The sequence below is a fragment of the Bacillus sp. BF2-3 genome (genome assembly GCF_008368795.1).
Classification (GTDB): domain Bacteria; phylum Bacillota; class Bacilli; order Bacillales; family Bacillaceae_G; genus Bacillus_A; species Bacillus_A cereus.
The window spans coordinates 260956-272082 of the sequence record NZ_QOSA01000020.1 but is presented as its reverse complement, the minus strand read 5'-3'; the positions used below and the strand labels follow the sequence as shown (position 1 = coordinate 272082).

The following is an 11127-nucleotide window of genomic DNA, read 5'->3' as shown; positions in this document are numbered from 1 at the left end:
TTTATCCTCTTCATATCTCTGGTTTTCTCCCAGGCAAGAATAAAAAAGGCCCTGACCGCTTCTATCCACGGTTCGGGCCTCTCTTCCATCTTAAAAAGATGCTTTTTATTCTTTATCTGCTTTCCTTCTAAACTAGAGGTCTCCTTCATAACTTTCATTAACAACTCTAACACCGGCTGTGCCTTCTCCATATCAAGTGCAATTCCATTATCATCTAAAATTGCCTTTGCTTCCGGTAAATGCTTCATTGCGATTTGTAAAAACTGCATGCTTTTTTCGTTCATATTATGCTCTTCCTCTCCATTAAAACTTTCACATACAATAGTGTAACACGCGTACTACCCTTCGTATAACTCTTTATATTTTTTCATGTGTGCCAGTTGCTTATTTAAACCGTATTCTAACGGAGTATTTCTTTTTATTGAAATTACCTTGATAGCCTCATCTCTTACTTCGTTATTATTTTTATTTACTTTATCATCCGCGCGTAAAAGATTCATACCTTTTTCCCATAATGACTGTTTACCACTAAGTAAATTGTATATACCAAGATGCGCCCCGTTCGTTCCATTTTCCCATAAGTATTCACATACATCTTCAACGTAAAGTAAATCATTCCCCTTTTCCTCAATCGTACAACGGCACTCTTTTTCACCTAATTCTGATAAAATAAGCTGATGAAACATCATAAAGGACGGTTGCCACGGTCCATATAATGTTGGAACTCGAAATACACTATATTGTAAATTCCCTTTTTTCAATCCTTCTTCTACTTTCAAAAATAGTCGCTTATTTTCGGATTCATCTGTACTGCCTACTTCAATAGAAGAAATTAAATTTAACTTCACTTTTTGTTCTTCACACATTCTTATAATTCGCTTTAAATATTGTAATATGACTCTTTCATTCCGAAATCCACTTTGCTGATTTGGCTCATATAAGCAAAAGTAAACAGTATCGAATCTCTCTTCCTCAACCGATCTCCATCCATCTTCATCTCTTATCGAATAATACGTAAATAATGCATTTCGCCCAATTAATAATAACTTCTCTTCATTAATTTTCGTCATACTATCGAATTCATCAAAATCAAGACCATATACTTCCACTTCTTCTGCAATCATTTTATTTACAAGGTGATAACCTACAAACGTAAGTGCACCTACAATTAGCACGCGTTCCATACCACCAACCCTTTCCCTCTGAAACAAATAGCTCCTCATTTATGTATATGGGAGCTTCATAATTCTTCTTCATATTTTTTAAAGAAATCGGTCGTTTGCCTAACCATTTTATATTTCACATCTTGCAGATGGAACAAGACAGAAGTATCACATTGATTTAGTTGCCTCATTTTCTCATATCTACGCAACTGCTGTTTTCTTCCTCTTTTTTCTTGTGTTGATACGAAAATTTTAACAGGTACACAAGATGGAAGAAGCGTAAATGATTTCTTATTTATTTTTGATTCTAATTCTTCTTCTTTGGCATCATACGCCAAACTTAATTCCTTCACGAGTCTCTTGTAAAAAAACTTATGCTCTTTCTCAAACTCCACATATTCTGGTAAATCTAAACACGGATTTAACATAATGACAGAGCGTATACACTCAGGGTATTTGTTCATCATTTCGAGTGCTACAAGTGCTCCCATACCATCTGCCATAATATGCATTTTCGCATTCAATGTCTCTTTTCTCAACACAACGTCATATAAACGTTTCGCTAGACGAACAGATTGGTCGTTTCCCCAATGTCTTCCGTATAAATTAGAAGAAAAGACTGTGTAGCCTTGCTCAATAAGGCCATGTAAAAAATAAGATCTACCCGCATGCTGTGTCCATAAACTTGTACCATTCTCAATAAAGTAGTTATAATCACCGAGGAGCATAACAGAAAATCCATTTGGCTTCTCCGGTAAATAAATGACACATGGTTCTTTTTCTAAGTAAAAAAAACGTTCCGTAATACTCATTTTTCCCCCGCCTTATTTTCTAAACATATAAAACCACTCTTTTATAATGTATGAACGGAATGCAAATTTGCGTTGAAAAATCTACAAATATTTTTCTATATTCTTTTTTCAATTGTGTTACAATAAGGACAGATTGAACGAATAGAGGTGTAAAATATGCGTTTCATTTGGGCATTAATTTGGTCGTTCTTACTTGTACATATGATGAGCTATGTAATCGGCTCTATGACTGGCGGTACATACGACTTTAACCAAGCGTCTATTTTCTCAGTTGTTCTTGCTGTGTTAGTACTAGCAATTTCAGCTGCAATTCCAAACGAGCCAGTAGAACAACACTAAAAAAAGAGTCCGGATTTTATCCGAACTCTTTTTTATTTTTATTTCACATGAACGACTAACTCGTTATTTTCTACATCAACAACTACGTGACTATTATCAGTAATTGTTCCTGCAATTAATTCTCGTGCTAATTTCGTTTCCACTTGACGCTGTACGTACCGTTTTAATGGACGAGCTCCGTACATTGGGTCGAAACCGGCTTCCACAACAAATTCTTTTGCTGCATCTGTTAATTCTACTGTAATGTGACGGTCAGCTAGACGACCTTGTAGTTCTTTTACAATTTTATCAACAATGCCTTTAATTTCATTCGTTGTAAGAGGTTTGAATAAAATAATTTCATCCACACGGTTTAAAAATTCAGGGCGGAAATGTCCTCTTAATTGCCCCATTACAAGGTCTCTTGATTCCTCTTTAATGGAACCATCTTCTTCTAATCCATCTAGTAAATGAGCAGATCCAATATTTGAAGTCATAATAATAACTGTATTTTTAAAGTCCACTGTACGACCTTGCGAATCTGTAATGCGTCCATCATCTAACATTTGTAATAAAATGTTGAATACTTCTGGATGTGCTTTTTCAATTTCATCTAATAAAACAACGGAATATGGTTTACGTCTTACCGCTTCTGTTAATTGACCGCCTTCTTCATATCCTACATATCCAGGAGGTGCACCAATTAAGCGAGACACGGCGTGTTTTTCCATATACTCAGACATGTCAATGCGAATCATTTGCTCTTCACTATCGAATAAAGACTGGGCTAACGTTTTTGCAAGTTCTGTTTTACCAACACCTGTTGGTCCTAAGAAGATGAAAGAACCAATCGGGCGGTTCGGATCTTTAATACCAGCGCGAGCACGAAGAACTGCGTCTGACACTAAGCTTACTGCTTCCTCTTGTCCGATGACACGCTCTGATAAGATTTGCTCTAAGCGTAATAATTTCTCGCGTTCACCTTCCACGAGTTTCGCAACAGGAATACCAGTCCAGCGTGAAACAATATCTGCAATTTCTTCTTCACTTACTTCCTCACGTAATAAACGATTTTCTTGTTTATTATGCGCGCCCATTTCTTCCGCTTCTTTTAACTCTTTTTCAATTGCGGGAATTTTCCCGTGACGAAGTTCGGCTGCTTTATTTAAATCGTAATTGCCTTCTGCTTCTTCTAATTCACGACGCAAACGTTCTAAATGTTCACGTAAGTCACGAACTTTGTGAATGTCTTCTTTTTCTTTCTCCCATTTCGCTCTCATGCCACTTGCAACTTCTTTTAAATCCGATAATTCACGTTGCAATGTTTTTAGACGCTCTTGGCTACCACGATCCGTTTCTTTCCCAAGAGCTGCTTCTTCAATTTCCAGCTGCATAATGCGGCGCGTTACTTCATCTAATTCTGTTGGCATAGAATCAATTTCTGTACGAATTGTTGCACACGCTTCATCAACAAGGTCAATTGCTTTATCAGGTAAGAAGCGATCTGAAATATATCGATCTGATAAAACTGACGCTGCTACAATCGCACGGTCATGAATATTTACACCGTGATAAATTTCAAAGCGTTCTTTTAATCCACGTAAAATGGAAATTGTATCTTCAACAGTTGGTTCTTCTGCTAATACTTGTTGGAAACGTCTTTCTAGCGCTGGATCTTTCTCAATATATTTGCGATATTCATCGAGCGTCGTCGCCCCGATACAATGCAGTTCACCGCGCGCAAGCATCGGTTTTAACATATTTCCTGCATCCATGGCTCCCTCTGTTTTACCAGCTCCAACTATTGTATGAAGTTCATCAATGAATAATAAAATGCGTCCTTCACTCTTTTTAATTTCATTTAATACAGCTTGCAGACGCTCTTCGAACTCACCACGGAATTTCGCACCTGCTACGAGCGCACTCATATCTAACGCAAAAATCGTTCTATCTTTCAATCCTTCAGGTACATCCTTTTTCACGATACGCTGTGCTAGCCCTTCAACGATTGCTGTTTTACCAACACCTGGCTCCCCAATTAAAACAGGATTGTTTTTCGTTTTACGTGAAAGAATACGAATTACACGTCGTATTTCACTATCACGGCCGATTACAGGATCGATTTTCCCTGCTCTCACTTCCGCCACTAAATCACGGCCATATTTTTCTAACGCTTCATAAGTTGCTTCTGGATTTTGACTCGTCACTCTTTGATTCCCCCGAACTGTCATTAAAGACTGTAATAAGTTATCTTTCGTAATATGCAATCTTGTAAATAATTGATTTATATCGCCTTTTTCTTCAGAAAAAGCAAGCAATACATGTTCTACTGAAATGTAATCATCCTGCAGTTTTTCTGCTTCTTTCCCTGCTCTTACAAGAAGTTGTTGCAGAGCGCTCGTTACATACAATTTTCCAACTTCTGCACCGCTCCCTGTTACAGAAGGTTTCTTTTTAATTAAACTTTCAGCACCTTGCTTTAATGCTTCTATATCAACATTCATTTTTTGAAATATACGTACTGCTAATCCATCTTGCTCTTCTAATAATGCAAGTAATAGATGAACAGTATCCACCTCTTGGTGATGATGAGATACCGCTAAAGATTGGGCACTCATAATCGCCTCTTGTGTTTTTGTTGTCATTTGATTTAAGTCCATCTTTACAGCCCTCCAAAAGTTTGACTTTCTTTGACCTTTGATTTGATTATACGCCAACTGACTTTTTTATACAATAATTTTGCCTATGTATTTTCAAACTTATTATTTGAAAAAGAAAAAGAGAGCATTCATTATACTGCTAAAAAATACGGTAAATGAAATTACAATGTGTAACGACAAAAAAGCCGCAATAATGATTGCGGCTTCTGTTACGGTTTTCTTTTATATGTCCACTGGCGGTTATGATTCGTGTTATCCGGAAACTTTTCACCGGCAGTTAATTTCACCATTTGCGGATCTTTCACCATACTTCCCGTTTCACCAATTTCTACGTAAATGCCATCATTCGGCGCTTTTTGTCCAGAACGAAACCTGCGATTTTGTCCCATCTTCATTCTCCTTCCATGACGTCTTGCCTCATTAGTATATCCATTTTAAAAGAAAGCTTTTCTGTCATGTTTAGGAAACAGTACTACATCTCATTCTTGTACATATATATGAATGACACAAGCGTAAGCAGGGATTTCTTTCCTACCTGTAGAAAAAAAGAAACCAACCTACTCTAGGCTAGTTTCAAAGGAGAGTCAAACATATACGAGAAGATTACATGTTCATTATATGCCTCATCACACGAGCAATGTAACCCTTTTCACAATTTGTACATAATGAAAGAAACATTGTTTGAACTTTCTAAAAAGATGTTGACTTTTCTTAATTTCCAACGATAAATAGTAGACACCACAGCACTTTGAGACGTAAGATGGATATATAGTGAAATTTCCATCTATGGTGATTTCACCGAGTCTAACCTCTTATTTCTGCATATTAAAAACGGAAATACAGATAGATACAAAAAAATTATTATAAGAGGTGAAATTATGAACAAACAACATTTAATCGCATTAGACTTAGACGGCACTTTATTAACAGACAACAAAATAATTTCCACTCGAACGAAACATACAATTGCAAAAGCAAAGGAACAGGGACATATTGTTGTTATTTCAACAGGACGTCCATTCCGTGCTAGTTATGATTACTATAAAGAACTTGATCTTAACACACCTATCGTAAACTTTAACGGCGCTTACGTACATCATCCTCTTGATTCAAACTGGGGAACACATCACTCTCCTCTTGAGCTAGCAACAGCGCAAGAAATTGTCCGAGCTTGCTTTGATTTTGGCGTAAAAAATATATACGCGGAAGTAATGGACGATGTGTATGTTCGTGAAATTGATGAAGATAAAAAACATATTTTCGAATTCGGCTCTCCTAAGATTTTTACGGGAGACTTATTAAATATTTTAAACGATCATCCAACTTGCTTATTAATTGACGCACATGACGAGCATTCTACTGCAATTCGTCAACATTTAACCGATATGCATGCGGAAGTAATCGACCATAGAAAATGGGGCGCACCTTGGCCGATTATTGAAATTGTGAAAAGCGGATTAAATAAAGCAGTTGGATTACAAAAAATTTCTAGTCATTACAACATTCCACAAGAGCGCATTATCGCTTTCGGTGATGAAGATAATGATTTTGAAATGATTGAATTTGCTGGTCACGGCATCGCAATGGGAAATGCCATCCCTGAATTAAAATCACTCGCAAACCATACGACGTTAACGAACGAAGAAGATGGTATTGCTTTATATTTAGAAGAGGTTCTTGGGTTGTAATCTAAAAATTCCCTACTTATAGTTTCCTGCCAAATGTCCATACTATAAGTAGACGCATGAGACATCGCGTCGATTGTTTTCAGCTAAATAAAGGGGGTTTTTCGAATGGGTAAAAAGAACAAATCAAAACGTTTTATCCAACAAGGAGCCGATGCTGTTATGAAGCATGATGCAAGATTCCCGTACAGAGGTACATTAGCTGAGGCAGAAAAAGCAAGAAGTAACTCTTCTTTTGGAGGGGTTTAAATGGGGAACTTACTATTCCAACAAGCTAGAGATGCTGTTGAAAATGCCGTATCTTGTTCAAGCGGTACTGAGCAACAAGATCTCGTGTATAGAGCAAAAAATGCTTTGCAATCCGCTTACGCAAACTCTTCAACTGCTGAAAAAGTTCAGCTCCGTGAAATGCAAGAGCAATTGCAAAACATTACGAATTTACATTAAAAAAGAGGACCAACTTTGGTCCTCTTTAATCTTTCCGAAACAATCCGAACACCCCAACTGTTTGCAGTATATTTGTAAATGCACCTGGGTCCACTTGTTTAATAATCCTCTCTAATTCGTATAACTCATAACGAGTAATAACCATCATTAACATTTCTTTATTTTCATTCGTATAAGCACCTGTTGCTGGTATCGTTGTAATCCCTCTTACTAATCGCGAGTGAATCGCCTTTCTTACATCTGCCCCATTCTTCGTAACAATTAATGCTGTAATCTTTACATGACGAGTATGAATTGCATCAATAATTCTCGTTGATACATATAAAGTCACTAGCGTATATAACGCTTTTTCCCATCCATATACATAGCCAGCAGCGATAATGATAATTGCATTAAAAAAGAAAAAGTATGTACCGACAGGCTTATCTTTTATTTTTGATAAAATCATGGCGATAATATCTAATCCACCTGTAGAAGCACCCCACTTTAAAGCAATCCCTACTCCAATTGCCGAAATAATCCCGCCAAAAATCGCATTTAATATGATATCATTCGAAACCGCTCTAACAGGGATGATTTCTAGAAACAGAGTCATAAATATAACACAAAGAAAACTAAAAAAGGTGAAGGCCTTTCCAACCTTTTTCCACGCTAAAATAACGACAGGAATATTAAATAAGCTAAACAATACTCCCGTAGATATGTGAATCGATAAAAAATCACCTAATATTTGTGATAATAATTGAGACAATCCAGCAAAGCCGCTCGCATACACTTTTGCTGGCGTTAAAAATAAATTCATCCCAATCGCGTTTAATAAACCTGCGATGATTACAACGATTAACTTCTTTATAAGTTCAGTATAATTCAACTTCAAATCCATTTCGAATCCACCTTTACCCTTCATAAATGCACCGCTATACATAGTCTTTACGAAAAAGGAAATGATAAACGTACAACGTTTAGAAATGGAGTTGATACATATGCCACATACGAGTGATAACGACAAAAAAGCACGTGATAATAACGCAAAACGCACACAAAAAAATGAGCAAGAGCAAAAAAATATTCAGCAAGGTAAACGTGCATACTCTAAAAAGACCGATCACCTTTGATTCCATCGTACATCAACAATTATGTTGATGTACTTTTTTACATTTTAAAGGAAAAAACATTAAAAATTCACTTCATGTTCACTTCTATATTCTACAATAGCGATAACATATTCGGATGAGGTGTTGGCATGAGAGGGAAACATATTTTCATTATTACTGCACTAATAAGTATATTGATGCTATCTGCTTGCGGACAAAAGAATGGCTCAGCTACAGTCGCTACAGCAACAGACTCCACCATTACAAAGGATAACTTCGAAAAACAATTGAAAGATCGTTACGGAAAAGACATGCTATACGAAATGATGGCACAAGACGTCATCACAAAAAAATATAAAGTACCTGATGAAGAGGTAAATAAAGAAGTAGAAAAAGTAAAAAAACAATATGGAGATCAATTCAAAAAAGTATTAGAAAATTATGGTTTAAAAGATGAAGAGGATTTCAAAAATCAAATTAAGTTCAAACTTGCTATGAATGAAGCGATTAAGAAAAGCATTACAGAAAAAGACGTAAAAGACCACTATAAGCCAGAAATTAAAGCGAGTCACATTTTAGTAAGTGACGAAAATGAAGCGAAAGAAATAAAGAGTAAACTAGATGCTGGTGCTTCATTTGAAGAATTAGCAAAACAAGAATCACAAGATCTGCTATCAAAAGATAAAGGTGGAGACCTTGGATACTTCAATTCAGGTACAATGGCTCCTGAATTCGAAACCGCTGCCTACAAACTAAATGTTGGACAAATTAGCAATCCCGTAAAATCATCAAACGGTTATCACGTTATTAAATTAACTGATAAAAAAGCTTTAAAGCCTTATGATGAAGTGAAAGACTCTATTCGCAAAAACTTAGAGGAAGAACGTACTGCTGATCCTGTATTCAGCAAAAAATTGTTACAAGAGGAATTAAAAAAGGCAAATATTAAAATAAATGATAGTGATTTGAAAGATACGTTTACTCTTGTTTCTCCGCAAGGAAATTAAAAAAAAGCACAACCTTATCTTTTTACATAAGGTTGTGCTTTTTAATCTTCTATCTTATTTCTTAAAGTAAGTCCAACCTTCTTCTTGGTAAACCTTTTCTTCTTTCATCAATTTACCAAGTGCGCGCTTAAATGCAGCTTTACTCATGTTAAAGCGTTCTTTAATATCTTCCGGATGGCTCTTATCCCAAAACGGCATTGCTCCGCCTCGTTCTTCCATATATGCATAAATTACTGCAGCATCGTCTTCCATTCCTTCTTCTTTACGAGGAAGAAGTGAAATGTTAATTGTACCGTCATCTTTTACGTCAATAATACGTCCTGTTACACGCTGACCGATGCGGACTTGTTCTTTTCTTTCTGTATGGTGTAAGAAAGCACGGAAATGCTCATCAGTTAGTACGAATGAACCGACTTGAAGCGAACGATATACACGTCCATTTACGTTTTTATTACGCATAGATGGCGTTGCATCTACGATAATTTCTTGCATATCACTGTCTCTTGCCGGAAGAGCAATTAAACGATCACGATTCGTTAATTTTAACGTACAATATAATTCGTCGCCTACTTCTGGCCATACTGGCATATAAATCGGGAACTCATCAGCTGGAATTAGTATATCTTTTGACACACCAATATCAACAAACACACCTAAACTAGGAATAACTTCTACAACCTTTACCCAGTTCCAGTCATAAGTTGTAATAATTGGTTCCTTCATTGTTGCTGAAATACGATTTTGGTGATCAAGGTATAAGAATACATCAATCGTATCGCCTTCTTCAATTTCTCCAGCTACTTCGTTTTTATGTAGGAAAATTTCTTCTTCTTCATTCCCAACCATATATCCTATTTCTGTTTCGCGTAAAACAGTTACCTGTTCAATCGATCCTATTTGCAAATACATATTTTTTAATTCCCTTCTATATATATAAAATTATCTTTTTTATCATTCCAAACAAAAGTTAATTATAACATGATTTTTCCTGTATTTGTCCAACTGCCCAAAATTCACTATAATAAAATGAGGTTACATGAATATAAGTACGAAAACACTTAAGTCTAGACTCGTTTTCAGCTATACTTTAGTATGTACAGTACATAACAAGATTAGAAATTTATTTGGAGGTGCTAACTATGGCAAAAGATAGTTCTTTTGACATCGTTTCGAAAGTAGAATTACCTGAAGTAACAAACGCAATTAATATCGCATTAAAAGAAATCCAAAACCGATATGACTTTAAAGGAAGTAAAAGTGATATTAAATTAGAAAAAGAAGTACTTGTTTTAACTTCTGATGACGAGTTTAAATTAGAGCAAGTAAAAGACGTTCTTATCTCTAAACTTGTAAAACGTAACGTTCCAATTAAGAACTTAGATTACGGAAAAGTTGAAGCTGCAACTGGCAACACTGTTCGCCAACGCGCAACACTTCAACAAGGTATCGATAAAGATAACGCTAAAAAAATTAACAACATCATTAAAGAAATGAAATTAAAAGTAAAAACACAAGTACAAGATGATCAAGTACGTGTTACAGCGAAAAGCCGTGATGACTTACAAGCAGTAATCGCAGCTGTTCGTAGCGCTGATTTACCAATCGACGTACAGTTCATTAACTACCGCTAAAAAGAAAACTCCTCTTAATTAGAGGAGTTTTTTGTTTTGTAGAGACAATATTCCGAGAACAAACCATAGAAAAATGGTGTATGCGGTGAAAATCACTAAGTGAACAGAGTCTAACCATACGAATACTTTACAAGTGAGCGCATGATTAAACTAGGCCTTATTGTAGAATTTGTTTTATACATGTATTTAGCAGACCTTATTGAAAATAAGAAAAATATACCTTAAGACGTTTCCCCTTCAATTTGAATTACTTTTCTTAATAACCACATCCTGGGCCAAAGTCATCTTAAAAATCGCTGTAACTCATAAT

The 11127-nt window shown here is 35.9% G+C and carries 13 protein-coding genes and 1 pseudogene; 7 read left to right on the top strand and 7 right to left on the bottom strand.

Annotated features, from left to right (window positions below; all coding sequences use genetic code 11):
• Positions 1–105 precede the first annotated feature (105 nt).
• The 3 genes and pseudogenes from DN401_RS16925 to DN401_RS16915 form a co-directional block, all read right to left on the bottom strand.
• Positions 106–284, bottom strand: a pseudogene (locus DN401_RS16925) (ComZ family protein).
• Between the two features lie 54 nt (positions 285–338).
• On the bottom strand, positions 339–1211 hold the full coding sequence (locus tag DN401_RS16920) for an NAD-dependent epimerase/dehydratase family protein (protein WP_002204825.1): 873 nt from the start codon (positions 1209–1211) through the stop codon (positions 339–341).
• Between the two features lie 29 nt (positions 1212–1240).
• Positions 1241–1975: a lipase family protein gene (locus DN401_RS16915; protein ID WP_000028712.1), complete on the bottom strand. Its 735-nt coding sequence runs from the start codon at positions 1973–1975 to the stop codon at positions 1241–1243.
• 156 nt (positions 1976–2131) lie between these two features.
• On the opposite strand from DN401_RS16915, the gene DN401_RS16910 reads away from it, so the two are divergent.
• Complete coding sequence (locus DN401_RS16910; protein ID WP_001211116.1) at positions 2132–2314, top strand: YjzD family protein; 183 nt, start codon at positions 2132–2134, stop codon at positions 2312–2314.
• Positions 2315–2352: 38 nt separating this feature from the next.
• Here the strand turns inward: DN401_RS16910 and clpB are convergent, their stop codons facing one another.
• A complete protein-coding gene (clpB, locus tag DN401_RS16905; protein WP_000365401.1) occupies positions 2353–4953 on the bottom strand; it encodes an ATP-dependent chaperone ClpB in 2601 nt (866 codons plus the stop codon).
• A 209-nt stretch (positions 4954–5162) separates the two neighbouring features.
• Positions 5163–5342 carry a YjzC family protein gene (locus tag DN401_RS16900; protein WP_000531421.1) on the bottom strand — a complete coding sequence of 60 codons (180 nt, stop codon included), beginning with the start codon at positions 5340–5342 and terminating at the stop codon, positions 5163–5165.
• Positions 5343–5831: 489 nt separating this feature from the next.
• Between DN401_RS16900 and DN401_RS16895 the strand changes: the two genes are divergently transcribed.
• From DN401_RS16895 to DN401_RS16885, 3 genes are all read left to right on the top strand, one after another.
• On the top strand, positions 5832–6641 hold the full coding sequence (locus DN401_RS16895; RefSeq protein WP_001041232.1) for a Cof-type HAD-IIB family hydrolase: 810 nt from the start codon (positions 5832–5834) through the stop codon (positions 6639–6641).
• A gap of 105 nt (positions 6642–6746) precedes the next feature.
• Positions 6747–6887 (top strand): hypothetical protein, encoded by a 141-nt coding sequence (locus tag DN401_RS16890; protein WP_000516816.1) that lies wholly within the window; start codon positions 6747–6749, stop codon positions 6885–6887.
• Positions 6888–7085: a DUF3813 domain-containing protein gene (locus tag DN401_RS16885; RefSeq protein WP_000527407.1), complete on the top strand. Its 198-nt coding sequence runs from the start codon at positions 6888–6890 to the stop codon at positions 7083–7085.
• Between the two features lie 25 nt (positions 7086–7110).
• On the opposite strand, the gene DN401_RS16880 is transcribed toward DN401_RS16885, so the two are convergent.
• Entirely contained in the window at positions 7111–7968 is an 858-nt protein-coding gene (locus DN401_RS16880; protein WP_000364431.1) for a YitT family protein, read from the bottom strand.
• Between the two features lie 100 nt (positions 7969–8068).
• On the opposite strand from DN401_RS16880, the gene DN401_RS16875 reads away from it, so the two are divergent.
• The gene (locus DN401_RS16875; protein WP_001120851.1) at positions 8069–8200 is read left to right on the top strand and encodes a DUF3941 domain-containing protein; all 132 of its coding nucleotides are present in this window, start codon (positions 8069–8071) and stop codon (positions 8198–8200) included.
• Positions 8201–8328: 128 nt separating this feature from the next.
• Positions 8329–9186: a peptidylprolyl isomerase PrsA gene (gene prsA / locus DN401_RS16870; RefSeq protein WP_001214214.1), complete on the top strand. Its 858-nt coding sequence runs from the start codon at positions 8329–8331 to the stop codon at positions 9184–9186.
• A 54-nt stretch (positions 9187–9240) separates the two neighbouring features.
• Here the strand turns inward: prsA and DN401_RS16865 are convergent, their stop codons facing one another.
• Positions 9241–10095 carry a CvfB family protein gene (locus DN401_RS16865; RefSeq protein ID WP_000281262.1) on the bottom strand — a complete coding sequence of 285 codons (855 nt, stop codon included), beginning with the start codon at positions 10093–10095 and terminating at the stop codon, positions 9241–9243.
• 230 nt (positions 10096–10325) lie between these two features.
• Here DN401_RS16865 and DN401_RS16860 point away from each other — a divergent pair, with 230 nt between their 5' ends.
• Entirely contained in the window at positions 10326–10817 is a 492-nt protein-coding gene (locus tag DN401_RS16860) for a YajQ family cyclic di-GMP-binding protein (RefSeq protein WP_001040149.1), read from the top strand.
• Positions 10818–11127: the final 310 nt, after the last annotated feature.

What these genes read in the sequence shown, in the direction of transcription:
- clpB (WP_000365401.1), bottom strand. Translation starts at nt 4,953, where the DNA reads ATGGACTTAAATCAAATGACAACAAAAACACAAGAGGCGATTATGAGT.
- DN401_RS16865 (WP_000281262.1), bottom strand. Translation starts at nt 10,095, where the DNA reads ATGTATTTGCAAATAGGATCGATTGAACAGGTAACTGTTTTACGCGAA.
- DN401_RS16880 (WP_000364431.1), bottom strand. Translation starts at nt 7,968, where the DNA reads ATGGATTTGAAGTTGAATTATACTGAACTTATAAAGAAGTTAATCGTT.
- DN401_RS16885 (WP_000527407.1), top strand. Translation starts at nt 6,888, where the DNA reads ATGGGGAACTTACTATTCCAACAAGCTAGAGATGCTGTTGAAAATGCC.
- DN401_RS16875 (WP_001120851.1), top strand. Translation starts at nt 8,069, where the DNA reads ATGCCACATACGAGTGATAACGACAAAAAAGCACGTGATAATAACGCA.
- DN401_RS16910 (WP_001211116.1), top strand. Translation starts at nt 2,132, where the DNA reads ATGCGTTTCATTTGGGCATTAATTTGGTCGTTCTTACTTGTACATATG.
- DN401_RS16915 (WP_000028712.1), bottom strand. Translation starts at nt 1,975, where the DNA reads ATGAGTATTACGGAACGTTTTTTTTACTTAGAAAAAGAACCATGTGTC.
- DN401_RS16860 (WP_001040149.1), top strand. Translation starts at nt 10,326, where the DNA reads ATGGCAAAAGATAGTTCTTTTGACATCGTTTCGAAAGTAGAATTACCT.
- prsA (WP_001214214.1), top strand. Translation starts at nt 8,329, where the DNA reads ATGAGAGGGAAACATATTTTCATTATTACTGCACTAATAAGTATATTG.
- DN401_RS16890 (WP_000516816.1), top strand. Translation starts at nt 6,747, where the DNA reads ATGGGTAAAAAGAACAAATCAAAACGTTTTATCCAACAAGGAGCCGAT.
- DN401_RS16900 (WP_000531421.1), bottom strand. Translation starts at nt 5,342, where the DNA reads ATGGGACAAAATCGCAGGTTTCGTTCTGGACAAAAAGCGCCGAATGAT.
- DN401_RS16895 (WP_001041232.1), top strand. Translation starts at nt 5,832, where the DNA reads ATGAACAAACAACATTTAATCGCATTAGACTTAGACGGCACTTTATTA.